The organism is Micromonospora echinospora (assembly GCF_900091495.1).
Lineage (GTDB): Bacteria > Actinomycetota > Actinomycetes > Mycobacteriales > Micromonosporaceae > Micromonospora > Micromonospora echinospora.
Genome location: NZ_LT607413.1, coordinates 6,289,352 through 6,315,804, shown reverse-complemented (window position 1 = coordinate 6,315,804; position 26,453 = coordinate 6,289,352). Strand labels below are relative to the sequence as shown.

The window sequence follows — 26,453 nt, the reverse complement described above, 5'->3', positions numbered from 1 at the left end:
GAGTGCAAATGTTTATCTGCGTGACGACCCGTTGCCCGCCGTGGGCGGCGTTGCGGGACTCCGAGAGCGGAAGGACGCAGCGCGGTGTGCGCACTCGGGGGACCGTAGGGGATCGGACGTCCCGGAACGAGATGATGCGGCTCCGGCGCAGCGCTTGGCACGTACGTCACCGCCGGGTCGGACGGCTCACGACGGACGTGTGGCGTTGCCGTGCGCCGCCAGCGCGTCGAGGATCAGATCGAGACCGAACTCGAACTGCCCGCCGAAGTGGTAGCCGGGCTGCTGGACGTGCTGCGTGGCGAGTTCGACCAGATGTGGGTACTCGCCGGCCGCGAAACCCTCCATGATCGCTCCCGCGACCGCGTCGGCGGAGTCCGCATTGTCGAACGGCAGCGACGCCTCCTGGAGCACGAAGCCGTAGACGTACGCGTCGACGACCGCGTACGCGTGGGCCGTCATCTGCAACGAGAAACCCCCGGCCCGCAGCGTGCCCAGCATGGCATCGTGATGGCGCAGGGTGGCCGGCCCGGGACTGGTCCGGCTTTCGACCAGGGTCAACGCCCAGGGGTGCCGGGCGAGGACCGTGCGGGCGGAGAGCGAGCGCCGACGCACCTCGGCACGCCAGTCGCCGCCGACCTTCGGCAGTTCGATCTCCGCGAAGACCCCGTCGACGAGGGCGTCGAGGAGTTCGTCCTTGTTCCGGATGTAGTGGTACAGCGACATCGGCTTGGCGTCCAGCTCCGCGGCCAGCGACCGCATGGTCAACCCACCCAGGCCGCGCGTGTCGGCGATGCCGACCGCAGCCCGCAGCATCCGCTCCCGACTCAACTGCCGTGCCGGTTCGCCCACTGTGTGTTCCCGTCCCCTGACCTGCCGTTGACCAGTGTTGCCGGCAGAGCCTATCGTACTTAGTACCACGTACTTAGTACGATTACCCTGGGAGGCAAAGATGTCCCTCCGCGTCGCCGGCAGACTCGTCGGCGCGTTCGTCCTGTCGGCGTTCGTCTTCTACGGCATCGGCAGCGCTCTCACCGGGCAGTTCGCCGGGACCATGCTCGTGGTGCTCAACTCCGTCCTGGTGGCGGCCATCGGCGGGCTGGTCTTCCGGGCGCTGCGCCGACCGCACCCCGGAAGCGCCTGGACATACCTCGTCGCGCGTGGCGCGGAGGCGTTCCTGCTCACCGCCGGGATCGTCCTGCAAGACCGGGTCGGGGCCGGCGCGGCCGACATCGCCTACCAGGTGGCCATGTTGTCGCTGGCGCTGGGCAGTCTGCCGCTCTGCCTGGCGCTGCGTCGGCGGCGCTGGCTGCCGGGTTGGCTGGCGATCTGGGGATTCGGCGGATACGCGCTGCTGGCGACGGGCGCGGCCGCAGAGCTGATGGGGGTCGGGGTGGGGCTCGTGCTGGCGATCCCGGGAGGCCTCTTCGAGATCGTCTTCGGTCTGCTGTTGCTCGCTCGTGGCTTCGCGCCGTCCACCGTGGCGGATCCGGGCACCGCGCTCGACGGGGCGTCGAACGCGAACGCGGACCGCGACTCCCGGGTGAGTCGGGCGGCGTGGGCCGCCGGGCTCGGCCTGCTGGTGATGGCGGTTCTCGCCGGGCTGGCCAACTTCGGCGTGGTGGAGCGGATGGTCTCCACCGACGCCGCCGGGAGCACCACCCTTGCGCTGTCGAACGGCCGTGCGCTGGCCCTCGCCGTCGTCGCCCTGTGCACGGTGGTCTGCCTCGACGTGCTGGTCGCCTGGGCGCTGCGGGCGTTCTTCGCCGACACGCACCGCACCGTCGCGCTGCTCTCGGCGTGGTGCCGCACCGTGTACGCGGTCGTCTTCGCCGTCGCGATCACACACCTGATCGCCGCCGCTGGTCTCCTGCGTGACGAGCCGGCAACCGACCGGATCAGCTCCAGCGTGTACGCGCAAATCAGCGAGTTCCAGGAGATCTGGAGCCTGGGTCTGATCCTGTTCGGCGTCCACCTGCTCCTGGTCGGGTGGCTGGCGTGGCGGTCTCCGTCCGCGCCGACCTGGGTGGCGGTGCTCGTGGCGATCGCCGGTGCCGGCTACCTCGCCGACTCGATCGGAGCACTGGTCTCGGCCGCGTACACGATCGAGGTCGCCGCCGTCACGTTCGGCGGTGAGGTCGTCCTCATGGGGTGGCTGCTCGTGTTCGGCGTGCGCTCGCGCAGCCACCGTCGGTCCAGTCTGGACGGGCCCGTCGCCCGACCGGCGCAGCTGGAGGCGGCCTGAGGGCCACCTCCGGCCAGCAAGCCGCGCACCGGCGTGGAACCGACTGGCGGGTCAGGTGCTGATCCAGTACCGGCGGGTGGCGCCGAGTTCGGTGACCTGGGTGCCTTCGAGGACGCCACCGCAGCGTTCGATCGTCCTCGCCGAGGCGATGTTGTCCGCCTCGCAGATGATCAGCACTCGGTCCAGGCCGAGCCCTCGTGCCTCGTCGAGCATCCGGCCCAGCGCCCAGGTGGCCAGGCCCCGCCGACGTGCGGACGGCCGGATGCCGTAGCCGATGTGCCCGGCGGCCCGGAGCAGGGAGTCGTCGGGTGCGTGCCGCAGCGCGATCCCACCGAGCACTCGGTCGTCCTCGACGATCCACCGGTGGGTGCACCGCGCCCGGCCGGCGTCCGGCGGCCCCGTCGGATCCGACTGGTCGACCAACCGGGCCACCCAGGCGGCGAATCCGGCCGGGGAGTCGACCTCGTCGGACGGCCGCAGCCCGAACCCGTCCTCGTGGAGGCCGGGGCCCCACTCGCGGTGCGCCTCAAGCCAGGCGGCGTGCAGCCGGACGGTGGGTGCGACCAGTTCGGGCATGCGGCGACGATAACGCTCGCGCGGTGGCCGAGGCGCGGCTCATCGCGGGCCCGCCCCGGTCGCACCCCGATCGAGGTTCGTCCGGAGCGCTTCCATGACCTGCGCGGCCACGGCCTCGTGGCGGCGGGCGCGGAGGTCCAGGACGTTGTCGGGGACGCTGACCTGGTGCGCCACGAGCAGCCGCATGATCGCCAACAGCGGGTCGAGCCGGCCGGTGAGGTCGAACTCCCGGCCGTCCGGAGCGATCACGAGAGCCGGGGTGACCCCAGCGGCGAGGTTGCTGCGGTTCCAGTCGATCTCGTAGCGCCGGCGGTCGGGGCTCACCAGTGCGACGAGGTCCTTCGTGCGGTGCAGCAGCGCGAGGTAGTTCATCGGCACCGTCAGCTTCTTCCGCGCGTCGAACGGCTCTCCGCCCTCGACGGGCCAGATCCGCAGGACGGTCTCCAGTACCGGGCCGTGGTACTGGTAGGTCGTCGTGCCCCGCAGTTCCAGGAACCGGGCGCGGGTGAGCTGGCCGCCGTGGCGCGCCCACCGGCGGTCGACGTCGCCGAACGCGCCCGCCTCGCCGGGTAGGTCGTCGACCACCCACCGGGGCCGCCCGTCCGGCGTCGGTTGAAGCGCAGGTCGCTCGGCGGGTTCGCCGACCCGCTCGACGAGGCCCTGGAGTCGTGTCGCCACCGGGGGAGCGAGGTTGCGGAGGTCGATCGTGTCGACGTCCATCCGGATTCCGCCGACCGTGCCGGCGATCCGTATCTGCTCCACCAGGAGGTCGGGGCGTCCGGTCAGGTCGACGCGTCGGCCGTCGAGACCGATCAGCCGGCAGGGCCGGGCGCCGGCCAGCAGGGCGCTGCGCGGCCAGTCGATGCGGACCTCGGCGGGACGGGTCGACTCGACGACGGCGACGAGACGTCCGGCGGTGACGGCGGAGAGACACAGGGACGGCACGCGCCGTTCGCCGGTCCACTCGAACGGCGCGCTGTCGTCGGGGTGGATCCGCAGCCGTAACCGGATGAGGGGTTTGACCTCGTCCGGGTCCAGGTCGCCGCCGTAGCTCTGGTAGGTCGCCTCCCAGTCGCCGCCGTATCGGACGAACGCCGCCTCCAGGACGTCGGCCGCGGTGAACCGGCCCTGCGGGGTGGGGACGTCGGCGCGCGGCGCCCACAGGGCGAAGCTGTCGTCCGGCCGGACCGGGGCGTCGTCCAGCCGGTCGCGGCGGGTGACGGCCCGGTAGTCGGCCCGTGCGCCGGAGAGCGCGAGGACGGGTATCGCCAGCGTGCCGGCCAGCCCGACGAGGAGGAAGACCAGTGGGATCCGGCGGTCGGACTCCCCGGGATCGGCGACACCGAACGCGCCCAGGACGAGCAGAATCGGTCCGGCCACGGTGCAGACCGCGGCGACGACGAGGTTGCGGGCGAACGTACCGGCGAAGCTCTGCACTGCTGCCCCTCCTCCGCTGGCGTCGGTTCTTGATACCACCGCGACGGCGTCGGTGTCCCGCCCGAAACCCGGGCGGCGACTACCGGAGCCGGCGACGGGTAACGGTGGCCGGTGAGCCCGGAGGAGATCCTGCGCCTGGGTGACCAGGTTCTGGTCGCCCTGGTGGAGGTCGCCGGAGCGGTGGTGATCTTCGTCGGCGCGTGTTGGGCGGCGGCGCGGTTCGTGGTGGAGGGGCTGCGGCACCGCAGCGCGGCCGTGTTCACGCCGATCCGGCTCTCCCTGGGGCGTTTCCTCACCCTGGGACTGGAGTTCCAGCTCGCGGCCGACATCCTGCGGACGGCGGTCTCCCCGACGTTCCCCCAGATCGGTCAGCTCGCCGCGATCGCGGCCATCCGGACCGCGCTGAACTACTTCCTGCGTCGGGAGATCGCCCAGGAACAGCAGCAGGTCGGTGCCGCCGGCCGGACCGACCGGTGATCCGCGTCGGGGTCACCATGCTCGGCGCGGCGGCGTCGGTCTGTGCCGTGGTGGTGCTGCTGACGTCCGGCTCGTGGCGTGCCGCACTGCGGATCCTGCTGGATCTGCTGACCGCTGCCGGGCTGCTGCGTCTGAGCGGGGCACCCGGGTGGGGCGCCCTCGCCGCGGCAGCGGCGATCGTGGCGCTGCGTCGCCTGCTCTGGGCCGCCCTGGCCGCCGCCGAGCCGACCGTCGACGGGGCGCCGGACGACCGTCGTGCCCCGACCCCGGCCCACCGGTGCTGACGGGGCCGGGCTCCTCACCGGTTGGGGTGATAGCAGGGGGCCTCGGGGTGGTAGCAGGGGTCCCCTGCACGACAAAAAGCGGTAACAAGGGCCCCCTGCTACCACCCCTGCTACCACCAGGGCGGGCCGGCGCGGACGCTGTCGACGACGATCGGAGGCCGACGGCCGGGCGTCGACGACGGTCCGGTCAGCCCGACGAGGCCGGTCGCTGCTGGTAGACGTCCGGGACCCCGTCGCGGTCCTCGTCGCGCCGGTCCTGTTCGTCGAGGCGTCGGTAGACCTTGTTGCGCCGGACCAGCAGCACCGACGCCACCACGGCCGCGATCAGCGAGCCGGCCAGCACGCCGGTCTTCACCTTGTCCTCGGCGGCGGTGCCCGCGCCGAAGGCCAGCTCGCCGATGAGCAGCGACACGGTGAAGCCGATGCCGGCCAGGCACGCGACGCCGAGCAGGTCGGACCAGCTCAGCTCGCGGTCGAGTTCGGCGCGGGTGAAGCGGGCCATCAGCCAGGTCGAGCCGAACACCCCGATCGCCTTGCCGAACACCAGCCCGACCGCGATGCCGATCACGATCGGGTCGGTGAGCAGGCCGCCCAGGTCGGTGCCGCGCAGCGAGACCCCGGCGGCGAAGAACGCGAACACCGGCACCGCGAAGCCCGCCGAGACCGGCCGCCAGCGGTGTTCCAGGTGCTCGGCCAGGCCGGGGCCCGAGCCGCCACCGAGGACCGGGACGGTGAAGCCGAGCAGCACCCCGGCGATCGTGGCGTGCACCCCGGAGGCGTGCACCAGCGTCCAGCTGGCCACCGCGAGCGGGAGGAGCGCCCACCACCAGGTCTTGCGCCGCTGGACCAGCAGGGCGAACGCGGCGATCGGCAGCAGCGCCGCGACCAGCGGCAGCGGGCTGAACCCGGAGGTGTAGAAGATCGCGATGATGACGATCGCGAGCAGGTCGTCGACCACGGCCAGGGTGAGCAGGAACGCCCGGAGCCCCTGGGGCAGGTGGGAGCCGATGACCGCCAGCACGGCCAGGGCGAACGCGATGTCGGTGGCCACCGGGATGGCCCAGCCCTGGAGCGCGTCGGTGCCGCTGACGAGCATGACCCCGACGTAGAACAGCGCCGGCACCAGCATGCCGCCGACGGCGGCCACCACCGGCAGGGCGGCGCGCCGGGGGTCACGCAGTTCCCCGGCGACGAACTCGCGTTTGAGTTCCAGCCCGACCACGAAGAAGAAGACGGCCAGCAGGCCGTCCGCCGCCCAGGTGGCCAGGTCCAGGTCGAGGTGCAGCCGCTCGCCGCCGGACCAGGGCACCCACGCGCCGAGCGCGGCGTAGGTGTCCGACCAGGGGGAGTTTGCCCAGACGAGGGCGAGGACCGCACCGAACAGCAGCAGGCCGCCGCCCACCGTCTCGGTACGCAGGACGTCGCCGAGGAAACGGGCCTCCGGCCACGAGGAACTACGGGTGAAGAGGCGGCGCTTGTCGTCCGGGCGCGGGGGAGTGGGGTGGCTCATCGGCGTGGCTCTTCTCGGGTGTCTGGGGTCGGCAGGGCACATCGCCGACCAGACTTCCCGGCACACCGGCTCCGACCTTACCGACCAGGGCCGGAACCGGCGAGCGGTGGTGCTGGGACGCAGCTCACTCGGTTCCGGCCAATGCCGTTGGGCGGGATCCGCCGGCCAATGCCGGCGGGCGGATCAGCCGGGCAACGCGCGGGGGCGTGGACTCACCCGCGGGGCGGGTGCGCCCCGTCCGAGTCGGTCCGGGGCGCAGAGGGCGTCGAGCCGCTTCACCAGTTCCTCCGGGTCCGCGTACGGGTCGAGGGCGTGCAGCTCCTCCGGTGCCAGCGCCGGCACCGGTACGTGCGAGATCAGCGGGTGCAGCGGGCGGCTGTCGGCCTCCCCGGGGCCGAAGAGGTCCTCGTGCAGCTTCTCGCCGGGGCGCAGCCCGGTGAAGACGATCTCGGTGGGGTGCGGGGCCTCGGCGGCGAGCCGGCGGGCCACGTCGGCGATCCGGACCGGCGCCCCCATGTCCAGCACGAGCGCCTCGCCGCCCCGGCCGATGCTGGCGGCCTGGAGGACCAGGTGCACCGCCTCCTGCACGGTCATGAAGTACCGGGTCACGTCCGGGTGGGTCACCGTGATCGGCTGGCCGGCCTCGATCTGGGCGCGGAACGCGTTGAGCACGGAGCCCCGGCTGCTGAGCACGTTGCCGAACCGTACGCTCAGGAAGGCCGCGCCCAGGGCCCGGGCGTGGTGCGCGGTGAGCCGCTCTGTCACCCGCTTGGAGTAGCCGAGCACGCTGATCGGGCTGGCCGCCTTGTCGGTGGAGATGTTGACGAACCGGGCCACGTCCCGGCAGGCCTCCAGCACGTTCAGGGTCCCGAGGACGTTGGTCTTGACCGCCTCGCCGGGGTGCCGTTGCAGCAGGGTCAGGTGCTTCAGGGCGGCGGCGTGGAACACCACGTCCGGCCGACGTTCGGCCACGATCCGGGCGATGCCCTCGGCGTCGCGGATGTCGGCCAGGATCAGCTCCGGCCCGTCGAGCAGGGCCCGCCCGTACAGGGACATCTGGAGCGCGTGCAGCGCGGACTCGTCCCGGTCGAGCATCATCAGCTCGCCCGGCTCGTACCGGGCGATCTGCCGGCAGAGTTCGGAGCCGATGGAACCGCCGGCCCCGGTGACCAGCACCCGCCGTCCGGCCAGCCCGCTGCCGCCGACGGTCAGGTCGGCGGCCCGGTGTGCCCGGCCGAGCAGGTCGGTCAGTTGCAGGTCCCGCACGTCGGTGACGGCGACCGGCCGTTCCAGCAGTTCGCGTACCGGGGGCAGCACCTTGAACGCGGCCCCGGTCTCCAGCGTCCGGCTGCGGACATCACGCAGCAGGTCGGCGTCGGTGCCGGCCATGGAGAAGATCACGGTGGTGGCGCGGGTGCGGCGGATGACCTGTTGGATGTCGGCCCGACCGCCGAGCACCCGCAGGCCGTGCAGGCGCAGCGGCCACCGGTCGGGGTTGTCCTCCAGCAGGCCGACCGGCAGGTACCGGCTGCGCGGGTCACTGAGCAGGGCGCGGATCAGTCGTTCGCTCGCCGCGTCGACGCCGTAGACGAGGGTCCGGCTGGCCGAGGGCACGGGCCGGTCCCGGCGGTCGCGGTGGTGCCGGTAGCCGGTCCGGGCGGCGACCATGAGCAGCAGCGCGACCGCGCCGCCGAGCAGCGGCGTGGTCGCCGGTACGGGACGCGCGGCCATGGGCAGCAGCGAGGCGAGCATGGCGGCGGTGGCCAGCGTGACGGTCGCCGCCAGGCAGCGCGCCTCGTCGGCGCTGCCGACCGGGTGCCGGCCGCCGACGGTGAGCCAGAGTTGGTTGATGCCGGTGTGGACGACGGCGCAGACCAGCGCGCTGGCCAGTACCAGCGCCGCGTACCCGGCGGTGAGGTCGAACTCGAACCGGGTCCAGGCGGCGGCCATGAAGCCGGCGACCCAGGCCAGGACGTCGAACGTGATCAGGGCGAGGGTCGCGGTGCGCCGGGTCACCCAGTCCCGGTGCGGCGCCGGATGCTCCGGTTCGGCAGGAGAAGCCTGGTCCATCTTGTGCCCTCAACGGTAGGTGAGTAATGGTCGGTGTCCCATTGAGGGGAATGGGACCTATTGCGGCGATTCATCGACTACATTCGGCGAGATGGTTCCTACGGCCGGTGAGCGGTCTTCATCCTGTCACGGCTTATATCCAGTTTGGGGGAATTTCGTGCAGTTCATCCACGTGCTGGTCGGGATGCGGGGGCGCGCCTGATGGATCTCCGTACCTACCTCCAGTTCGTTCGCCGCCAGTGGTGGATCGTGCTGGTCACGGTCCTGCTCGCTCTCGGGGCGGCCGGCTGGCTCACCGTCCGGGCCGAGCCGCGCTACGTGGCGTCGGTGACCTTCTTCGTCACCACGCCGTCCCAGGGCGTCACCGACGCCTACCAGGGCAACCTCTGGCTTCAGCAGCGGGTGAAGTCCTACGCCGACCTGTTGCGCAGCGACCGGCTCGCGCGCACCGTCGCCGCCGACCCCGTGCTGCGGCTGACCCCCCAGCAGGTGCAGGACCGGCTGGACGCCAACCTCCAGAACGGCACGGTGCTGATCGAGGCCACGATCACCGACACCGACCGGAACCGGGCGCTGCGCGTCGCCGAGGCGGTGTCGGTGAAGTTCGCCGACCTGGTGAAGACGGTGGAGACCCCGCCCGAGGGGCGCTCCTCGGTCAAGATGGAGGTGGTCAGCGGTCCCGGTGTCGGCGCGAACCCGGTCTCCCCGCGTATGGACCGCAACCTGCTGCTCGGCGGACTGCTCGGACTGCTCGCCGGGATCGGGCTGGCCGTGCTGCGGGGTCTGGTCGACACGCGCCTGCGCGACGGGGACACCCTCCAGCGCGCCACCGGCAGCCCGCTGCTCGGCGAGATTCCCTTCGACCCGGTCGCACGAACCGCGCCGCTGGTCGTCGGCGACGCGGCGACCTCGGCCCGCGCCGAGGCGGTCCGCAAGCTCCGCACCAACCTGCGCTTCGTCGACGTGCACGAACCGGCCCGGATCATCGCCGTCACCAGTGCCCTCCAGGGAGAGGGGAAGACCACGCTCTCCTGCAACCTGGCCATCACGCTCGCCGAGGCGGGGTGGCGGGTCCTGCTGGTGGACGCGGACCTGCGCCGCCCCCGGGTGGCCGAGTACCTCGGTCTGGAGCGCGGCGTCGGCCTGACCGACGTGCTGCTCGGCGACGTGGAGGTCGGTGACGTGGTGCAGCGGTGGGGAGACCGGTCGATGCTGGTGCTCCCCAGCGGCTCGAACCCGCCCAACCCCAGTGAGCTGCTCGGCTCGAAGGCGATGGCGGACCTGCTGCTCGCCCTGCGCGAGTCGGCGGACATCGTCATCATCGACACCGCGCCGCTCCTGGCGGTGACCGACGGGGTGGTGGTGGCGGTCCAGGCCGACGGCGCGCTGATGGTCAGCCAGCAGGGCCGTACGTCCCGCAACCAGGTGGCCCGGGCGGCGAAGGCGCTGCACGCGGTCTCGGTGCGCACGCTCGGCTGCGTGCTCAACATGGCCCGGGTGGCGAAGGCCGACGCGTACCAGTACGAGGCGTACCGGGTGGCCGCGGACCGCCGGAACGTGCCGGCCGACCGGGCCACCGCCCGGCACGGCGCGGGCCACCGCTCCGGCGCTGGTCAGGCCGCCCAGGACCTCACCCGGCTGCCGCGATGAGCACCCCGATCGGCGCCATCGACCGTTCGATCTCCTCGGCACACCGCTGGAAGTCGGCTGCGGTGCCGCCGATCGGGTCCACCAGGTCGTCCGCGTCCGGCATCGGTTGCAGCCGGCTCCGGGCCCGGGCGGCGGCCTCCACCGCCGCCCGCACCGGCCGATCCGCCGTCCTCGGCGGCGGGTCGGCCACCGCGGCGAGGCGGGCGAACTGGTGCAGCGTGAACGTCCGGTGCAGCGTCGCCGGGGCCAGCCCGACGCAGACCGAGCGCTGCCGCCGGGTCGCGGTCAGCACCAGCGTGGCGTCGGTGAGCTGGTCGGCCCGCAACCGCCGGCTGCGGAACCCGCTCGCGTCGATGCCCCGGGCGGCGGTGATGACCGCCGCGTACGGGTGGATCGGCCGGCCCGGGACGGCGTCGGTGCCGGTGCTCGCCACCGTCACCGGCCACCGCTCCAATGCCCGTCGGGCGAGGTACTCGGCCATCGGTGAACGGCACAGGTTGGCGTGGCAGACGAACAGCACCTGCTCGGTCATGGGGGCCCCTCGGTCACGGCACGTCCTGGAGCCGGCCGCGCCAGGTGGCGACCGGCGATCGGGTGAGGGGATGCCGGCATCGTATGCGGTGGGCCGCCCGGTGTGCCCGGGTGCCGCGCCGACGGGCGGGACGGGGGTGCTCCGGTGCGCGTCGGCGTCCTGACCTACCACTTCCCGCCCGAGCCGGCGTTCCTGCCCGGGACTCTGGCCGAGGAACTGGTTGCCCGGGGCCACGAGGTGCGGGTGCTGACCGGGTTCCCGCACCACCCGGGCGGCCGGATCCACCCGGGGTGGCGGCAGCGCTGGCGGTACGAGACCCGCAGCGAGCGACTGACGGTGCGGCGGGTGCCCCGGTACGCCGCCGACATCTCGCCCCGCGCGCGGCTGGCCGGTCAGCTCACCTTCGCCACCGCCGCCGCGCTGGCCGGACACGGGTTCCTGGCCGGCGTCGACGCCTTGGTCGTCTGTCAGACGCCGGCGGTGACCCTCGCCGCCGCGGCCCTGCGGCGGGCTCTGTCCGGGGTGCCGGTGCTGCTGCACGTCCAGGACGTCCGGCCGCGCGCGGAGCTGACCGGGGAACCGGGCGGCGAGCGTACCGCCGCGGTCCTGCGCGGACTCCTGCGCGCCGCCGACGCGGTCGCGGTGAGCGCGCCCTCCATGCGGGACATGGCGACCGTTGCCGGCGCGGATCCGTCCCGGGTGCGGCTGGTGCTGCCCTGGACCGACGAGCGGATCTTCCGGCCGGTCCGGCCGAGCCCCGCCGTCCGCCGCCTGGTCGGCGGCGCCGGGCGCTGCGTGGTGATGCACACGGGTGCGATCGGCGAACGGCAGCGGCTGGAGACCGCCGTCCGGGCGGCCGCTGCGGTGCCGGACCGGATGGACCTGGTCCTCGCCGGCTCCGGTGCGGACGAGCCCCGCCTGCGGGAGTTGGTGGCCGACTGGGGGGTCCGCAACGTCCGCTTCGTCGAGCGGCGGTCACCGGCGGAGCTGGCCGACCTGTACGCCGCCGCCGACTACCAGTTGGTGGCGCTGCGGGACCTGCCCGAACTGCGCGGCGTGGTGCCCGCAGAGCTTCCCGCCGCCTTCTCCTGCGCCACGCCGGTCATCGCCGCCGCCGCCGGTGACCCGGCGACGATGGTGGAGCGGGCCCGGGCGGGCCTGTCCTGCCCACCGGAGGACTGGGCGGCGCTGGCGGACCGGTTCTGGCTCGCCGCCACCATCGACGCCGAGGCGCGCACCGGGATGGGCCAGCGGGGCCGGGAGGCGTACCAGCGGGACATGTCCCTGCGGGCCGGCGTGGACCGGATCGAACGGATGCTCTACGACGTCGCCGCCGGACGGGCGACGGCACCGAACCCGAATTGAAGTCGTAAAACCTCCATATCGCCAAATCTTGTCAAAACGCCACGCATGGCCCACCGGACCAGGTAGAAAACGGGGAGAAAGCGCTTTTCGTCCTTTTCCCTGGAGGTCGGGTGACCACACGCGCAGCGCCGTGGTGGCGACGCGGTCGGTCCCGGTCGCGGCTGCGCCGAGCGGCGGTCGCCGGGTTGCTGGTGGTCTCGCTGGCGCTGGCCGCCGTCGGCTGGGTCGGATTCCGGGCCTGGCAGGCGCGGGATCACCTGCTCGGCGCGGCCGGGCTGGCGCGCGAGCTGAGTGTCCAGGTGCTCGACGGGGACGTTGCCGGCGGTCGGGGCACCCTGGCGGAGCTCCAGGAACGGGCCGCCGCCGCCCGACGGGCGACCGCCGATCCCGGCTGGGCGCTCGGACGGCGGGCGCCTCTCGCGGGCGACGACCTGACCGCGGTCCGCCAGGTGGCGGTCACCGTGGACGACCTGGCCCGACACGCGTTCCCCCGGCTGCTCGGCGTCGACCTCGACGCGCTCCTGCCCCGGGAGGGCCGGCTCGACCTGGCCGGGCTGCAGGCGGCGGAACAGGAGCTGTCGGCGGCCGACGAGGTCGTCCGGGCGGCCCGGACCCGGCTGGGCGGGGTGGCGACCGGCGGTCTCACCGGGCAGGTCGACGCGGCCGTCGCCGAACTGCGCGGCGAGGTCGACCGGCTGGCCGGACTGACCGGCGCGGTGAGTCGGGGGGCCGCGCTGCTGCCCCCGTTGCTGGGCGTCACCGAGGGCCGGGACTACCTGCTGGTCTCCCAGAACCTTGCCGAGTTGCGTGCCACCGGGGGCATGTTCGGCGCGTACGCGGTCGTCCGGGCCGAGCGGGGACGGATCCGACTCGTCCGGCAGGGCACGGCGGGCCAGCTCGGCCATTTCCTGCCGGCGCTGCCGGGGGTCGGCCCCGAGATGCGTGCCCTCTACACCGACCTGCCCGGCATCTGGCCGGCGGACGTGAACCTCACCCCGCACTTCCCGACCGCTGCCGCGCTCTACCGCGAGATGTACCGCCGTCGTACCGGCGAGACGGTCGACGGCGTCCTGGCCACCGACCCGGTCGCCCTGTCGTACCTGCTGGCGGTCACCGGACCGGTCGAGGTGCCCGGGTTCGGCCGCCTGACCGGCGACAACGTGGTGCGGTCGCTGCTGTCGGAGAGCTACCTGAAGCTCGACCTGCGTCGCCAGGACGAGTTCTTCGCCCGGTCGGCGGCGGCGGTGTTCGAGGCCCTTCTCGCCAGACCCGTCCCGCCTAAGCCGCTTTTGTCAGCATTCGACCGATCTGTTGCCGAAAGCCGGATATTGTTCTGGAGTGCCCACCCGGAGGAGCAACGGATGCTCGGCGAGAGCCGACTGACCGGCGTGCTTCCGGAGCGGGAGGCCGAGCCGACCGTCGGCGTGTTCCTCAACGACGGCAGCGGCGCGAAGCTCGGCTACTACCTGGAACCGGGCGCGGAGCTGACGGTCGGCACGTGCCGACCGGACGGTCGACGCGAACTGCGGCTGAGGATATCGCTGCGCTCCTCGGCGCCGAGGTCGGGGCTCACGCCTTCTGTGCTCGGAGTCGGCCGGACGGGCGACCCGTACGTCGTCCGCACCCTGGTCCACGTGTTCAGCCCGGCGGGCGGCGCGATCGTGCGGGCCCGGCTGGACGGCGTCGACACGGCGCTGGGCAGCGGGACCGAGCGTCGCCGTCACGTCGCCGTCGCGACCGTCGACACCGGGCCCGGTCAGACCCGGAACCTCGAGGTCGACCTGCTGACCGACCGGAGCGGCACCGGTGGGGCCGGGTTGCGGCTCACCCCCACCGCCACTCCGTGGACCACCCACATCCAAACCGCGTCACCCTGTGACCAGTAGGAAGGATCCATCATGCGGCTATCCCGCATCATCACGACCATCGCGGTCGGCCTGGCCGCGGCGGCCATGCCGGGCGCTGCGGGGGCGGCACTGTCCCAGCCGCAACCGCCGCCGCAGCCGTCCCAGTCGGCGCAGCCGCCGCCGTACCAGCCGCCGCAGCGGGGCCTGACCGTCTCGCCGAGCACCGTGGAGGTCGGTGAGATCGCGACGGTGACCGGCCGGGGCTACTACTACGAGGAGCAGGTGGAGATCACCATCACCAGCGGTCCGCTCGCCGCCGGCCTGCCGGGACAGGAGACCGCCCGGCGCGGCGACGGCAGCACGGTGGCGCTCGCCCCGGTGTCGTACCACCGCGCCGCCCCGCAGCCCGGCGAGCCGAACGGCCCCGAGCACGTGCCGAGCAAGGGCCCGTGGAACGGTTCCCCCGACGGGGCGCGGCAGGTCTTCTGGATCCGCGCCGACGACGACGGCGGATTCCAGTTCGCCTTCCGGCCACGTCACCCGGGGACGATCACCATCACCGCGCGGGGCCTGACCAGCGGTTACGTCGGGACCGCCACGCTGACCGTCCTGCGCCCCCACCAGGGTGACGACGACGACCCGTTGCCGGTGACCGGCAGCAGCCTGGAGACCCCGCTCAAGGTCGGCGGCGGTCTGGTCGGCGTCGGCGCGGTGCTGCTGCTGACGACGTTCGCCCTGCGGCGGCGCAACCGGGTCGGCGCGGACACCGCGAGCTGAGGCGCACCCGACACGCGGACGGTCGCCCCGCCGGACCCCTCGGTCCGGCGGGGCGACGCCGTCGTGACCGGCACGCCTCAGCGGTCGAGGTACCGCCGCAGGTGCCGGGCGGTCACCGTGTCGGCCCGCGCGACCAGGTCCGCGGGGGTGCCGGTGAACACCACCCGCCCGCCGTCGTTACCGGCGCCCGGCCCGACGTCGACCAGCCAGTCGGCGTGCGCCATGACCGCCTGGTGGTGCTCGATGACGATCACCGTGGCGCCGCCGTCGACCAGCCGGTCCAGCAGGGCCAGCAACTGGTCGACGTCGGCCAGGTGCAGGCCGGTGGTGGGCTCGTCGAGCACGTAGACACGGGACCGCTCGGCCATGTGGATGGCCAGTTTGAGTCGCTGCCGCTCGCCCCCGGAGAGGGTGGTGAGCGGCTGGCCGAGACCGAGGTAGCCGAGGCCGACGTCGGCGAGCCGGTCGAGGACGACCCGGGCCGGTCCGGACGGGAAGAAGTCCCGGGCCTCGCTGACCGACATCGCGAGGACCTCGCTGATGTTCTTCCCGCGCAACCGGTAGGTCAGCACCTCCCGGGTGAACCGCCGGCCCTCGCACTGCTCGCAGACCGACGCCACCCCGGCCATCATCGCCAGGTCGGTCCAGATCAGGCCGATGCCCCGGCAGGCCGGGCAGGCCCCCTCGGAGTTGGCGCTGAACAGCGCGGCCCGGACCCCGTTGGCCCGCGCGAACGCGGCCCGGACCGGGTCGAGCAGGCCGGTGTACGTCGCCGGGTTGCTGCGCCGGGAGCCCCGGATCGGGGACTGGTCGACCACCACCACCCCGTCCCGGCCGGACAGCGAGCCGTGGATCAGGGAGCTCTTGCCCGATCCGGCGACCCCGGTGACCACGGTCAGCACGCCGAGCGGGATGTCGACGTCGACGTCCCGCAGGTTGTGCAGGTCCGCGCCACGGATCTCCAGCCGGCCCCGGTGCGGACGGACCCGTTCGCGCAGGGTGACCCGGTGGTCGAGGTGCCGCCCGGTGAGCGTGTCCGCGCGGCGCAGCCCGGCGACGTCGCCGGTGTAGCAGATCCGTCCACCGGCCGGCCCCGCGCCGGGGCCGAGGTCGACCACGTGGTCGGCGACGGCGATGGTCTCCGGCTTGTGCTCGACCACCAGCACGGTGTTGCCCTTGTCCCGTAGCCGCAGCAGCAGGTCGTTCATCCGGTCGATGTCGTGCGGGTGCAGTCCGACGGTCGGCTCGTCGAAGACGTACGTGACGTCGCTGAGGCTGGAGCCGAGGTGGCGGACCATCTTGACCCGCTGCGCCTCGCCGCCGGAGAGGGTGCCCGACTCCCGGTCGAGGCTGAGGTAGCCGAGCCCGATCTCCACCAGCGAGTCGAGGGTCTCCTGGAGGCTCGCGACCAGCGGTGCGACGGACGGCTCGGTCAGCTCCCGGACGACCGTGGCGAGCTCGTCGATCTGCATCGACGAGCACTCCGCGATGGTGCGTCCGGCGACCCGCGCCGACCGGGCGGCGGCGTTGAGCCGGCTGCCTCCGCAGTCCGGGCAGGTCGTGAAGGCGACCGCCCGGTCCACGAACGCCCGGATGTGCGGTTGCATCGACTCCCGGTCCTTGGTCAGGTAGAGCCGGCGTACCTTGACCACGAGCCCCTCGTAGCTGAGGGTGCTGCCGTCGATCTTGAGTTTGGTGGGCTCCTTGTAGAGGAAGTCCTGCCACATCTGCGGCGGGAAGTCCTGCACCTTCAGATCCGGGTCGACGAGTCCGGACTGCACGAAGACCCGCCAGTACCACGAGTCGACGCCGAAGTTCGGCACCGTGATCGCGCCGTCGTTGAGGGAACGTTCCACGTCGACGAGTTGGCGCACGTCCACGTCGGAGATCCGGCCGAGCCCCTCGCAGGTCGGGCACATCCCGTCCGGGGTGTTGAAGCTGAACGCGCTCGACGTGCCGACGTACGGGGTGCTCAGCCGGCTGAACAGGATCCGCAGCATCGCGTACGCGTCGGTGGCGGTGCCCACGGTGGAGCGGGAGTTGGCGCCCATCCGTTCCTGGTCGATGACGATCGCGGCGCTGAGGTTGCGCAACGCGTCCACGTCGGGTCGGCCGATGCTCGGCATGAAGGACTGGAGGAAGGCGGTGTACGTCTCGTTGATCAGCCGCTGCGACTCGGCGGCGATGGTCCCGAAGACCAGTGAGCTCTTGCCGGATCCGGAGACCCCGGTGAAGACGGTGAGCCGGCGTTTGGGGATGTCGACCGAGACCGAGGCGAGGTTGTTCTCCCGGGCACCGCGTACCTCGATCATGTCGTGGCTGTCGGCGGCGCGTGTCGGCTGCTGCATGGTCACCCTTTCCGGGCAGGGTGGGTCCCGCCCGAGCTACGCGATGAGCTGGCGGGATTACATTCTCCCATTGACGAGCACGTTGAGGGTTTCGCGGACGATCCCCGGTGATCGCCGAAAGAAAGGGCGGAAAAGTCTCAACCGAGGGGGAGGCGCTAAGGTGGGCCGGTGGTGGAACCGTCGCGGCTGCGCGCCGTGGACCTCGCGGCGAGCGTCGGGATCTCGGTGCAGCAGGTCCGTAACTACGTCGACCTCGGGGTGCTCCCGCCGGTGACCCGCACCCCCGCCGGCTACCGGGTCTTCACCGCCGCGCATGCCGAGGCGCTGGTGGTCGTCCGGCGGATGGCCGAGGGGCACGGGTGGGCCCGGACCCGGGAGGTCATGGCCGCGGCGCACGGGGGAGACCTGGCCACCGCGCTGGCGGCGCTCGACCGGGGCCACGCCGAGCTGGACCGGGAACGGGCCGAGATCCGGCGGGTGCTCGGCGCGTTCGACACCGTGGTGGCCGGCCCGGCGGTCACCGTGCCGGCCCGCCGCCGGGGCGTGCGCATCGGCGAGGTCGCCGACCTGGTCGGGGTCCGGACCTCCCTGCTGCGGCTCTGGGAACGACGCGGGCTGCTGCGACCGGTCCGGGAACGGGGTACGTCCTACCGGCTCTACGACGCGGCCGAGCTGCGCGCCGCCCAGGTCGTGGCGCTGCTGCGCCGGGGCGGCTACCCGTTCGACATCGTCGCGTCGGTGCTCGGTGAACTGCGCACGACCGGCAGCCCGCAGCGGGTGCGGGCCGAGCTGGCCCGCCGGGAGCAGGAGCTGCACCGGCGCAGCCTGACCCGACTGGCCGCCTCGGCGGCCCTGTACGACTACCTCCGACGCCGGGGGCTGGTCGGGGGCGACGGTCCCGGCACCCGTCCCGCGACCGGCGACTGGACCCGACCGCTGGTCCCCGTGACGGACGCGGCGCCGTCGACGCCGTAATCCACGAACCGGGCCCGGGCCGGCTCGCCGTCGAATCCGCCGTCGCCCTCGTCTCCGGGTCGTCCGGCCGCTGCCGCGTCTGGTCCGGCGTGCCGGGTCAGCAGTCGCTGATCTCCCCGCACGCCTTCGCCCCGTGCGTCGTGGCAGCGGTGATGGCTCTGGCGGCGTCGCCGAGCGCGGAGAGCTGCTCCGGGGTGAGCACGTCGACGACGAGACGACGCGCCTCGCGGACGTGACCCGGGGCGACTTCCTGGAGCTTCGCCCAGCCGTTGTCGGTGAGCAGGGCCTTCGCGCGCCGGCAACCGTCGGCGAGGTGGCGCCGCTCCACCCATCCCGACCGTTCGAGCCGGGTGAGCGCGTGGGAGAGCCGGGAGAGTGACCCCTGGGCCGAGATGGCCAGCTCGGTGAGCCCCAGCGTGCGGTCGGGCGCTTCGGACAGGGCGGCGAGTATCTGGTACTCGAAGCCGTTCACGCCCGCGTCCCGCTTGAGTTGCGCGTCGAGCGCCGACGGCAGGATCGCCAGCAGTTCGACCAGGGCGCGCCAGTCGCGCTGCTGGTCAGGCGACAGCCACGGCACGTCGTCCGTGACCACGGTTTCGCTGGTGCTGTCGGTGCTCACAGGAGCCATCCTACCGGCAACTTGAATGTTCAAGTATCGTGATAGCCTCGACTTGAACATTCAAGCTTTCACCGGGAGATCCGCATGTCCTTGCTCCGCGTTGACGCCAGCATCCAGGGCGACCGCTCCGCCAGCGGCGCACTTGCCGACCTGGTCCTCGACACGTTCACCGCCGCCCGCCCCGAGGTGCCGGTCGTGCGCCGTCACCTCGGTCAGGACCCCCTGCCCGCGGACGCCTGGGCCGCCGCGATCTCCGGCAGCTTCACACCGGTTGGGGACCGTACCGCCGCCCAGCGCGAGGCGCTCGCCACCGCCGAGCGGATCGCCACCGAGTTGCAGCAGGCCACGAGCGCCGTGCTCGCCCTGCCGCTCTACAACTACGGCATCTCGCAGCACGCGAAGAGCTGGATCGACCTCGCCCTCGCCGGCGTACCCCAGGGCACCCGTCTGCTCGACGGGACGCCGACCGTCCTGATCACCACCCGCGGTGGCGCCTACGGCCCGGGCACCCCGCGCGAGGGCTGGGACCACAACAGCGACTACCTCCGGCGGATCCTCGTCGACGTCTGGGGCGCCGACCTCACGGTCGTCGAGCGAGAGTTCACCCTCGTCGGCGTGAACCCGGCCCTCGACGAGTTCGCCGAGATCGCTGCGATGATGCGCAAGACCGCCGAGGACGCAGCGGTCGAGGCCGGCGCGACACTCGCGAACCGTCACGCCGCCTGAGTCGCCGTTCGCCGGCGCTGACTCCAGAGAAGAAAGGCCGCGTAGCGGTTCACCGGCCCCCGGCAGCACTCTGGTCGGCTGGTCGTACGGCACCGCCGTACGACCAGCCGGTCCCGGTGCCCCGGTACCGGGACACCGGGATCACCTCGGCCCCCGGTGGCATCCGCTCCCGGTACAGACGTCCCTCCAGATGGTCGACCTCGTGCGCCACCAGCCGGGCCAGCCCGTCGCGGAACCCGGTGACCGTCGTCCGCCCGTCCACCTCCTGATGGGCCACCTCGATCCGGGACGGCCGCCGCACCAGGCCCCGGACGTCGAAGAAGCTCAGGCATCCCTCGAACTGCTCGTCGACCTCCGGGGACTCGGCGACCACCCGGGGATTGAGCAGGACCAGTTCCGCGCCGTCCGGTGCCCGGACGACCGCGGCGGCGCGGCCGACGCCGATCTGCGGCGCGGCCATCCCCATCCCCTTGGCGAACGGGTGCACCGAGGCGACCCGGGACATCGTGGCCCGCAGGCGCTCCACCACCCGCAGCGCGTCCGGTGTCTCGGCGGGCAGCGCGAAGGGCACGGCCGGACGGGTCAGGACCGCCGCGCCCTCCTGGGTGATGCCCAGCTCGATCATGTGCTGGCTCGGTGTCGGCATCCTCTGGTCGCTCCCGTCCGTCCCCGGTCCGGCGGGCTGATTCTGCGTCGCCCGGCGTACCGCCCACCACGCCCGTCGGCTGTCGGGTATCCGTCACCGAACGTGCCGGCGCCGACACCGCCTCCGGTGGGCGGTCGCGTCGACAAGCCCGAACCGAGTCCATAGACTGCGATCTTTCCGCCCACCGTCGTGCAGGAGGACCCGTGTCGCGCACACCCCGACCACCATCCGCCGCCCCCGCCCGGACCCGACTCCTCGGCGGCGTCCTGGTCGCCGGGGCGCTGCTCGGCGCCGTCGGCGTCGCCGTGCCGGCCGGCGCGGCCGAGCCCGCCCGGACCACGCCCGGCCCGTGCGGCTACACCGCCACACCGGACGACCCGCCCGCCCGGAAGGTCCCGCTGCCCCCGGACCCGCGCCGCACCCCCGACCACGGGACCGTCCGGGTCACGCTGCGCACCAACCAGGGCCCGATCCCGCTGGTCCTCGACCGTGAGCAGGCCCCCTGCACCGTGCAGAGCTTCCTGCACCTCGTCCGGCACCGCTTCTACGACGACACCTCCTGCCACCGGCTCACCGCGTACCCGACGCTGAAGGTGTTGCAGTGCGGCGACCCGTCCGGCACCGGCGCGGGTGGCCCCGGCTACCGGTACGCCGACGAACTCCCCACCGACCTGCCGCCCGTCCCGACCGACCCGACCGGTGAGCGTCGCCTCTACGCCCGGGGCACCCTGGCCATGGCCAACGCCGGCCCGGACACCAACGGCAGCCAGTTCTTCCTGGTCCAGTCCGACTCGACGCTGCGGCCGAACTACACCGTCTTCGGCTCGATCGAGCCGGCCGGACTGGCCACCCTGGACCGGATCGCCGCCGCCGGCATCGCGCCGACCGACGAGGACCCCGCCCCCGTCGACGGCGCGCCCGCCGTGCCGGTCGACATCGACCGGGCGGTCCGCCGGCACTGAGCCCGTCCCGGGGCGGGACCGGTCCGGTCCCGCCCCGGCGATATGTGTTGCGGGTCGCCGGGCGCGCCCCTACCGTGAACGACACCCGTCCACCGACGATCTTCGGGAGTCACCGTGACCCGCCTGCCCCGTACCGGCACACCACGCCCCTGCCGGCGTGGGTCGGTCGCGGTGCCCGCGCGGGCGCGTCGTGTCCGCGTCGTGGGCTATCCGCAACGTTCCCGGGGTGGCGGCGCGTGACAGCGCCCGTGTGACGGCGCTCCCGCCGCCCACCCCCAGCCGGGTCGGGCGGCTTTTTCGTGCCCGGCCGGCGGCCCTTCCCCTGCCAGCCGACCTCCAGGAGACGACCATGAGCTTCACCCCGCTGCCCGGCACCCGGGCCCCGGTCCGGGTCTGGACCGACCCGTACGCCATCGAGGCGCAGGCCCTGCGGCAGCTGCGCAACATCGGCGCGCTGCCCTGGGTGGAAGGCGTCGCGGTGATGCCCGACGTCCACTTCGGCAAGGGCGCGACGGTCGGTTCGGTGATCGCGATGCGCCAGGCGGTCTCCCCGGCGGCCGTCGGTGTGGACATCGGCTGCGGCATGTCCGCGGTACGCACCTCGCTGACCGCGTCGGACCTGCCGGACGACCTCGCCCCGCTGCGCAGCGCGATCGAGGCGGCCATCCCGGTCGGCTTCGCCAAGCACGACCGGATGGTCGACCCGCGTCGGGTACGCGGCCTGGAGCAGCGCGGCTGGGACGACTTCTGGGGCCGATTCGACGACCTCGACCGGCGGGTCCGGCAGCTCAAGGACCGGGCCCAGCACCAGATGGGCACCCTCGGCGGCGGCAACCACTTCATCGAGGTCTGCCTGGAGCAGGGCGGCGACGACGAGGGTCGGGTCTGGCTGATGCTGCACTCCGGCTCCCGCAACATCGGCAAGGAACTGGCCGAGCGGCACATGGCGGTGGCCCGGGGCCTGCCGCACAACACCGACCTGCCCGACCGGGACCTGGCGGTCTTCCTCGCCGGCACCCCGGAGATGGACGCCTACCGGCGGGACCTGTGGTGGGCCCAGGAGTACGCCCGGCGCAACCGGGCCGTCATGCTCGCGCTGCTCTGCGACGTGGTGCGGACGCACCTGCCGCAGGTCCGCTACGACGAGCCGATCTCCTGCCACCACAACTACGTCGCCGAGGAGACGTACGACGGCGTGGAGGTGCTGGTGACCCGGAAGGGCGCGATCCGGGCCGGCGCCGGCGACCTCGGCATCATCCCCGGTTCGATGGGCACCGGCTCGTACATCGTGCGCGGACGGGGGAACCCGGACGCGTACTGCTCCGCCTCGCACGGGGCGGGCCGGCGGATGTCGCGCGGCCAGGCCAAGCGGACCTTCACCACCGACGACCTGGCCGCCCAGACCGCCGGGGTGGAGTGCCGAAAGGACCCCGGGGTGGTCGACGAGATCCCCGGCGCCTACAAGGACATCGTCGAGGTGATGGCGCAGCAGGAGGACCTGGTCGACGTGGTCGCCCACCTCAAGCAGGTGGTCTGCGTCAAGGGCTGACCGCTTCGGTGTAGCACCTCAGGCTGGTATCGGACATGCCATGGCGGTACGCCCATTCGGCGCCCGAGCTTCTTGAAGCGCCTGGCCATGACCGTCGAGGCGTGGTGGCCGGAAATCCTCGCGTTCTTGCACACGGGCATCACCAACGCGGGCTCCGAAGGCGCCAATCGAGTCATCAGGACCGTCGCCCGCGATGCCTACGGTTTCCGCAACCCCGTCAACCAGCGCTTACGCACTCGCTGCGCGACCACCCGGCGAGCCCGTGGACACCTCGACGCGCGCCAGTTTTGTTGAGCCCGCACCCTGCTTGGTGTTGGCTGCTGTAGCGGCACCGAACTGTCGGACCGTTGGTGTCCGCTTGGCTGTAGCAGGGAGTTAAACATGCAGGACGTTGTCGACCCCGTTGCCCATAATCGGGCAGCCTGGGACAAGTATGTCGATGAGGGCAACGAGTGGTCGAGGCCGGTGAGTGCTGAGGATGTCGAACGCGCCCGCATGGGCGACTGGTCGATTGTCCTCATCGGGCGTGAGCCAGTAGACCGCTCCTGGCTGCCGGCGGACGTGACCGGCAAGGACGTGTTGTGCCTGGCCTCCGGCGGTGGCCAGCAGGGTCCGATCCTCGCTGCCGCAGGGGCGCGGGTCACCGTCTTCGACAACTCGCCCCGCCAGCTCGGCCAGGACCAGATGGTGGCGGCGCGCGACGGACTGGAGCTGCGCACCGTCCTAGGCGACATGCGCGACCTCAGCGCCTTTGGCGACGAAACATTCGACGTCGTATTCCACCCGGTCTCGAACCTATTCGTACCAGACTTGGCACCAGTGTGGCGTGGGTGCTTCCGCGTCCTGCGGCCGGGCGGAACTCTGCTCGTGGGCTTCCTAAACCCTGATGTGTACTTGTTCGACCACGAGGCGCTCGACGAGCGCGGAGAGCTAGTCGTCGTGCACAAGCTGCCCTACAGCGATGTCACGCAGTACTCCGCCGAGGAACGCGCCACGAAGTTCGGCGCGGATGCCCCTCTTGAATACAGTCACACCCTCACCGACCAGATCGGCGGGCAACTCGCCGCGGGGTTCGTCCTCACCGGCTTCGCAGAAGCACCGGACCAATCCAACGCATCCGCTCAATACATGTCGAACTATTTTGCGACTCTGGCGGTCAAGCCGGGCTGACCCAGCCACGGGGCTGGCCAAGATGGCCGTGTCTCCGAATGGCCAAGTGGAGCGCTGTGCCAGCCCGACCCCCACCAACTTCGCTGAGCCGGTATACGTGGAAGCCGGTCTCGTTGTTGGACTGGTCGATGACGGTGAAGGTGAAAGCCCCGTTGACGAACGCCGCGCTCTCCACGATGAGGGGGAGGGGCTTGACCTCGCCGGAACCACCGGCTACCAGGTCCTGGGACTCCAGCACGGCCACCGGCGGCTTCTCGGTGGGCTCGGGGTCTCCGGTGCAGATCGGCCTCGGGTCGTTCAGCTCACAACCGGGGTGGTCGGCGGCGGCCGGACCGGGAGCCGCCACCAGCATCCCCAGCACCACCGCGGCGGCAGCGACTCCTGACAGTCCTTTTCATGTTCCGACAGTACAAGGCGACCCACTGGCATCCGTCTCACATCGGACTGGCGGCTGCGAGATCAAGACCCTGAACACGACGAAACGACCCCGCCCTCCACCAGGCAGAGCGGTGCCGTCGATCGTCTGGTCGGTCCTCACCGGCACGTCACCGGGGAGCCCATCGGTGGTGTCCAGTCGGGTGGTCAGCGACTGCAGATGATTGCCGCCCGCACCGAGTAGAGGCCCGGCCACGGAGTCGTCACGAAGCTTCCGCCAGGGCTGCACTGCCCGTTCGGATCGAACCCGTCCGCGCGGGCAAGGGAGCGCGCGTTGTTCTGGGCGTTGAACAGTGCCGTGTAGTAGTTGTTGCTCATTCCGGACCCATAGAAGGTCTTGGTCTGGAACACATCCGGGTCAAGTACGCGATGCGTCGCCGGGCGGCTCCCACCAAGGCGGCGCTGGTAGCGCGCGCCATTCAGGACGGCTTTGTCCAGATCGACGATCCGTAAGGGTGTACGCAGTAAGGTGCAACTGCCCTGAATAGCCGTGGTCGAACACACGATGTCTGCGGGGCGGTGCCCTGCCTAGGTTACGAGCGCACAGCACCCTCGAGGGGGTAGACGGTTGAGGGCGGGCGACGGATTCAGCAGGCGGACTTGCTTGCACGCAACGGTGGCGGCCGGTGCCGTCACCGCGGCCACCGTCGGTACGCCGCGGAGTGTGGCATCAACCGCCTCAAGCGGAACCGGGCCGTAGCCACCCGCTTCGACAAAGTCGCGTCCGCTACGAAGCCGCCATCCACCTCGCCGCTATCAACGAGTGGCTGTGGGCGACTTCGACACAGGCCCTATGGTGGGCCCTGCCGCCGATCGAGGGAGAGACCGTTGTCGCCGTCGCACCGTCCACCCCGTTGGAGTCTGGCAGGGGCAGCCCTGAGCCTGCTCGTCGGGCTCGCCGCCTGCACCGGGCCCCGGGCGGAGCCGCCCGAGCGGCCGGCGCCACGGGTCGAGGTGACCCAGGAGAGCCTGCGCGGCAGTGAGACCGGAGCGGAGCGGCAGGGCCCGGAGCCAGCCTGGTCGGTGACGGCCGGCCGGCTCGACCAGCCGTTGGCGCAGGTCGGCCAGCTAATCCTGGTGCCCGACGGGCGCGAACTGCGGGCGGTGGACCGCTCCACGGGTCAGGACCGGTGGCGTCACCCGTTCCCGGGGAGCTACCAGTACGCGGTTGCCGGCAGCCTGATCGTCGTCAGCGCCAGCAACGGAGGGCCGCTGGAGGTGCTCGACGCGGCCACCGGCGTCACCCGCTGGCGGGCCGAGGACACCCAGAGCGTCGTCGTCCAGCAACAGGTCGTGTACGACCGGGAGTGCGTCGGCACCGGACGGTCGGCGAAGTGTGTCGTCATCGCCCGGGACGTGCGGGACGGTCGCCAACTGTGGAAACTGCCCGCCGACCGGTTCGCCCGGGTGACCGACGAGGCGCTCGGTGTCCGGATGCCGTATGCCGCGCCCGCCGGGCGGTACGTGGCGGTGCGGCTGAACGAGCGTACCTACACCACCGTCGCGGCCACCACCGGCAAGGCCGGCGCCGGACGGTTGCCGAGCCGGGCCTGGCACGGCTTCGTCGCCGACGGCCTGCTGGTGACCACCGACCACGATCCGCCCCGGGGCGACCGGCGGTGCACGGTCAGCATCGCCACCGTCAACGCGGCCACTGGCACCAGAGGCTGGTCCGGCGAGGTCTTCAGCGGGCGTCGCGAGGACGGGGAGTGCGCCAAGCGACTTGCGCACGACCGCAGTGGGCTGACCCTGATCGGGGCCGGCACCCGGCTCGTCGCGGTCACCGCCGCCGGCCGGCCCCAGGTGGTCGACCTGCGGACCGGCAGGACGCAGTGGGAGGGTGTCGCCTCCGGCGTGCCGATCGACGGCGACGACCGGTCCCTGCTGGTGCGGGGCACCGCCGACGCGGGCGAGCTGGCCCTGCTCGACATGGCCACCGGCGCGACGCGGTGGACCGCGCCGGACCCGGGTTTGTCCGGCACCTCGGCTAGCTGGCGGTCGAGCGTGACCGGACGCCTCGTGGTGGTCAGCGGCGCGGTAGAGGAACGACTGGTCGTGCTCGTCCACGATGTGTCGACCGGTCGCCAACTCGGCCGGTACCCTGGTTGGCTAGCCGGGGTCGGGGACGACTGGGTCGCGGTCAGCCACTCCGGGGGACCGGGCGGGATCGCCCTGGACCTGTACGCCTTCTGAGCCAGATCCGTGAGCGCGGGGGCATGCGCTTCGGGTGGCGCTTGGCCGGCCCGCCACACCGGT

The 26,453-nt window shown here is 72.4% G+C and carries 24 protein-coding genes and 1 pseudogene; 14 read left to right on the top strand and 11 right to left on the bottom strand.

Going from position 1 to position 26,453, the window contains the following annotated elements; genetic code table 11:
• Positions 1-186: 186 nt before the first annotated feature.
• Positions 187-849 (bottom strand): TetR/AcrR family transcriptional regulator, encoded by a 663-nt coding sequence (locus GA0070618_RS27100; protein ID WP_231931477.1) that lies wholly within the window; start codon positions 847-849, stop codon positions 187-189.
• A gap of 100 nt (positions 850-949) precedes the next feature.
• Between GA0070618_RS27100 and GA0070618_RS27095 the strand changes: the two genes are divergently transcribed.
• Positions 950-2,242: a DUF4386 family protein gene (locus GA0070618_RS27095; protein ID WP_088984140.1), complete on the top strand. Its 1,293-nt coding sequence runs from the start codon at positions 950-952 to the stop codon at positions 2,240-2,242.
• A gap of 51 nt (positions 2,243-2,293) precedes the next feature.
• On the opposite strand, the gene GA0070618_RS27090 is transcribed toward GA0070618_RS27095, so the two are convergent.
• Together GA0070618_RS27090 and GA0070618_RS27085 are read right to left on the bottom strand one after the other, a co-directional pair.
• Positions 2,294-2,818 carry a GNAT family N-acetyltransferase gene (locus tag GA0070618_RS27090; protein ID WP_088984139.1) on the bottom strand — a complete coding sequence of 175 codons (525 nt, stop codon included), beginning with the start codon at positions 2,816-2,818 and terminating at the stop codon, positions 2,294-2,296.
• Positions 2,819-2,857: 39 nt separating this feature from the next.
• Positions 2,858-4,255, bottom strand: a complete 1,398-nt coding sequence (locus GA0070618_RS27085) for a hypothetical protein (protein ID WP_197701655.1) — start codon at positions 4,253-4,255, stop codon at positions 2,858-2,860.
• A 111-nt stretch (positions 4,256-4,366) separates the two neighbouring features.
• Here GA0070618_RS27085 and GA0070618_RS27080 point away from each other — a divergent pair, with 111 nt between their 5' ends.
• Together GA0070618_RS27080 and GA0070618_RS27075 are read left to right on the top strand one after the other, a co-directional pair.
• Positions 4,367-4,732 (top strand): DUF1622 domain-containing protein, encoded by a 366-nt coding sequence (locus GA0070618_RS27080; protein ID WP_088984138.1) that lies wholly within the window; start codon positions 4,367-4,369, stop codon positions 4,730-4,732.
• Positions 4,729-5,016, top strand: coding sequence for a hypothetical protein (locus GA0070618_RS27075; protein WP_088984137.1), 288 nt, complete (start codon positions 4,729-4,731; stop codon positions 5,014-5,016). Before GA0070618_RS27080 ends, GA0070618_RS27075 begins: the two co-directional genes overlap by 4 nt.
• 187 nt (positions 5,017-5,203) lie before the next feature.
• Here GA0070618_RS27075 and nhaA read toward each other — a convergent pair whose 3' ends face one another.
• The gene (nhaA, locus tag GA0070618_RS27070; RefSeq protein WP_088984136.1) at positions 5,204-6,526 is read right to left on the bottom strand and encodes a Na+/H+ antiporter NhaA; all 1,323 of its coding nucleotides are present in this window, start codon (positions 6,524-6,526) and stop codon (positions 5,204-5,206) included.
• A gap of 183 nt (positions 6,527-6,709) precedes the next feature.
• The gene (locus tag GA0070618_RS27065; RefSeq protein ID WP_088984135.1) at positions 6,710-8,596 is read right to left on the bottom strand and encodes a polysaccharide biosynthesis protein; all 1,887 of its coding nucleotides are present in this window, start codon (positions 8,594-8,596) and stop codon (positions 6,710-6,712) included.
• A 201-nt stretch (positions 8,597-8,797) separates the two neighbouring features.
• On the opposite strand from GA0070618_RS27065, the gene GA0070618_RS27060 reads away from it, so the two are divergent.
• On the top strand, positions 8,798-10,246 hold the full coding sequence (locus GA0070618_RS27060) for a tyrosine-protein kinase domain-containing protein (RefSeq protein WP_088984134.1): 1,449 nt from the start codon (positions 8,798-8,800) through the stop codon (positions 10,244-10,246).
• Here the strand turns inward: GA0070618_RS27060 and GA0070618_RS27055 are convergent.
• Entirely contained in the window at positions 10,227-10,778 is a 552-nt protein-coding gene (locus GA0070618_RS27055; protein ID WP_088984133.1) for an arsenate reductase/protein-tyrosine-phosphatase family protein, read from the bottom strand. The genes GA0070618_RS27060 and GA0070618_RS27055 overlap by 20 nt on opposite strands.
• Positions 10,779-10,922: 144 nt before the next feature.
• Here GA0070618_RS27055 and GA0070618_RS27050 point away from each other — a divergent pair, with 144 nt between their 5' ends.
• The 3 genes from GA0070618_RS27050 (at position 10,923) to GA0070618_RS27040 (ending at position 14,767) form a co-directional block, all read left to right on the top strand.
• Positions 10,923-12,143, top strand: coding sequence for a glycosyltransferase family 4 protein (locus tag GA0070618_RS27050; protein ID WP_088984132.1), 1,221 nt, complete (start codon positions 10,923-10,925; stop codon positions 12,141-12,143).
• 110 nt (positions 12,144-12,253) lie between these two features.
• On the top strand, positions 12,254-14,029 hold the full coding sequence (locus GA0070618_RS27045) for a DUF4012 domain-containing protein (protein ID WP_231931476.1): 1,776 nt from the start codon (positions 12,254-12,256) through the stop codon (positions 14,027-14,029).
• A 12-nt stretch (positions 14,030-14,041) separates the two neighbouring features.
• A complete protein-coding gene (locus GA0070618_RS27040; RefSeq protein WP_088984131.1) occupies positions 14,042-14,767 on the top strand; it encodes a hypothetical protein in 726 nt (241 codons plus the stop codon).
• A 77-nt stretch (positions 14,768-14,844) separates the two neighbouring features.
• Here GA0070618_RS27040 and GA0070618_RS27035 read toward each other — a convergent pair whose 3' ends face one another.
• A complete protein-coding gene (locus tag GA0070618_RS27035; protein WP_088985873.1) occupies positions 14,845-17,115 on the bottom strand; it encodes an ATP-binding cassette domain-containing protein in 2,271 nt (756 codons plus the stop codon).
• Positions 17,116-17,283: 168 nt separating this feature from the next.
• Here GA0070618_RS27035 and GA0070618_RS27030 point away from each other — a divergent pair, with 168 nt between their 5' ends.
• Complete coding sequence (locus GA0070618_RS27030; RefSeq protein WP_088984130.1) at positions 17,284-18,090, top strand: MerR family transcriptional regulator; 807 nt, start codon at positions 17,284-17,286, stop codon at positions 18,088-18,090.
• A 97-nt stretch (positions 18,091-18,187) separates the two neighbouring features.
• Here the strand turns inward: GA0070618_RS27030 and GA0070618_RS27025 are convergent, their stop codons facing one another.
• Entirely contained in the window at positions 18,188-18,709 is a 522-nt protein-coding gene (locus GA0070618_RS27025) for a MarR family winged helix-turn-helix transcriptional regulator (protein WP_231931475.1), read from the bottom strand.
• Between the two features lie 84 nt (positions 18,710-18,793).
• On the opposite strand from GA0070618_RS27025, the gene GA0070618_RS27020 reads away from it, so the two are divergent.
• Positions 18,794-19,435, top strand: a complete 642-nt coding sequence (locus tag GA0070618_RS27020) for an FMN-dependent NADH-azoreductase (RefSeq protein WP_088984128.1) — start codon at positions 18,794-18,796, stop codon at positions 19,433-19,435.
• 49 nt (positions 19,436-19,484) lie between these two features.
• Here GA0070618_RS27020 and GA0070618_RS27015 read toward each other — a convergent pair whose 3' ends face one another.
• Positions 19,485-20,081, bottom strand: coding sequence for a peptide deformylase (locus tag GA0070618_RS27015; protein ID WP_088984127.1), 597 nt, complete (start codon positions 20,079-20,081; stop codon positions 19,485-19,487).
• Positions 20,082-20,284: 203 nt separating this feature from the next.
• Between GA0070618_RS27015 and GA0070618_RS27010 the strand changes: the two genes are divergently transcribed.
• The 4 genes and pseudogenes from GA0070618_RS27010 (at position 20,285) to GA0070618_RS26995 (ending at position 23,762) form a co-directional block, all read left to right on the top strand.
• Complete coding sequence (locus GA0070618_RS27010) at positions 20,285-21,043, top strand: peptidylprolyl isomerase (protein WP_088984126.1); 759 nt, start codon at positions 20,285-20,287, stop codon at positions 21,041-21,043.
• 349 nt (positions 21,044-21,392) lie between these two features.
• Complete coding sequence (locus tag GA0070618_RS27005) at positions 21,393-22,592, top strand: RtcB family protein (protein WP_088984125.1); 1,200 nt, start codon at positions 21,393-21,395, stop codon at positions 22,590-22,592.
• Positions 22,593-22,664: 72 nt separating this feature from the next.
• Positions 22,665-22,886: pseudogene (locus tag GA0070618_RS27000) on the top strand (transposase); the annotation flags it as partial.
• A gap of 87 nt (positions 22,887-22,973) precedes the next feature.
• A complete protein-coding gene (locus GA0070618_RS26995) occupies positions 22,974-23,762 on the top strand; it encodes a class I SAM-dependent methyltransferase (protein ID WP_088984124.1) in 789 nt (262 codons plus the stop codon).
• Here the strand turns inward: GA0070618_RS26995 and GA0070618_RS26990 are convergent.
• Together GA0070618_RS26990 and GA0070618_RS34125 are read right to left on the bottom strand one after the other, a co-directional pair.
• Positions 23,749-24,126 (bottom strand): hypothetical protein, encoded by a 378-nt coding sequence (locus GA0070618_RS26990; protein WP_088984123.1) that lies wholly within the window; start codon positions 24,124-24,126, stop codon positions 23,749-23,751. The two genes, GA0070618_RS26995 and GA0070618_RS26990, sit on opposite strands and share 14 nt — an antisense overlap.
• Positions 24,127-24,344: 218 nt before the next feature.
• Positions 24,345-24,701, bottom strand: a complete 357-nt coding sequence (locus GA0070618_RS34125; RefSeq protein WP_172900340.1) for a hypothetical protein — start codon at positions 24,699-24,701, stop codon at positions 24,345-24,347.
• A gap of 324 nt (positions 24,702-25,025) precedes the next feature.
• Here GA0070618_RS34125 and GA0070618_RS26980 point away from each other — a divergent pair, with 324 nt between their 5' ends.
• Complete coding sequence (locus GA0070618_RS26980; RefSeq protein ID WP_143740261.1) at positions 25,026-26,390, top strand: outer membrane protein assembly factor BamB family protein; 1,365 nt, start codon at positions 25,026-25,028, stop codon at positions 26,388-26,390.
• The last annotated feature ends 63 nt before the right edge of the window (positions 26,391-26,453 follow it).

Coding starts and splice junctions, on each gene's coding strand:
- GA0070618_RS27095 (WP_088984140.1), top strand. CDS start 950: ATGTCCCTCCGCGTCGCCGGCAGACTCGTCGGCGCGTTCGTCCTGTCG.
- GA0070618_RS27090 (WP_088984139.1), bottom strand. CDS start 2,818: ATGCCCGAACTGGTCGCACCCACCGTCCGGCTGCACGCCGCCTGGCTT.
- nhaA (WP_088984136.1), bottom strand. CDS start 6,526: ATGAGCCACCCCACTCCCCCGCGCCCGGACGACAAGCGCCGCCTCTTC.
- GA0070618_RS27065 (WP_088984135.1), bottom strand. CDS start 8,596: ATGGACCAGGCTTCTCCTGCCGAACCGGAGCATCCGGCGCCGCACCGG.
- GA0070618_RS27060 (WP_088984134.1), top strand. CDS start 8,798: ATGGATCTCCGTACCTACCTCCAGTTCGTTCGCCGCCAGTGGTGGATC.
- GA0070618_RS27055 (WP_088984133.1), bottom strand. CDS start 10,778: ATGACCGAGCAGGTGCTGTTCGTCTGCCACGCCAACCTGTGCCGTTCA.
- GA0070618_RS27040 (WP_088984131.1), top strand. CDS start 14,042: ATGCGGCTATCCCGCATCATCACGACCATCGCGGTCGGCCTGGCCGCG.
- GA0070618_RS27035 (WP_088985873.1), bottom strand. CDS start 17,115: ATGCAGCAGCCGACACGCGCCGCCGACAGCCACGACATGATCGAGGTA.
- GA0070618_RS27020 (WP_088984128.1), top strand. CDS start 18,794: ATGTCCTTGCTCCGCGTTGACGCCAGCATCCAGGGCGACCGCTCCGCC.
- GA0070618_RS27015 (WP_088984127.1), bottom strand. CDS start 20,081: ATGCCGACACCGAGCCAGCACATGATCGAGCTGGGCATCACCCAGGAG.
- GA0070618_RS27005 (WP_088984125.1), top strand. CDS start 21,393: ATGAGCTTCACCCCGCTGCCCGGCACCCGGGCCCCGGTCCGGGTCTGG.
- GA0070618_RS26995 (WP_088984124.1), top strand. CDS start 22,974: ATGCAGGACGTTGTCGACCCCGTTGCCCATAATCGGGCAGCCTGGGAC.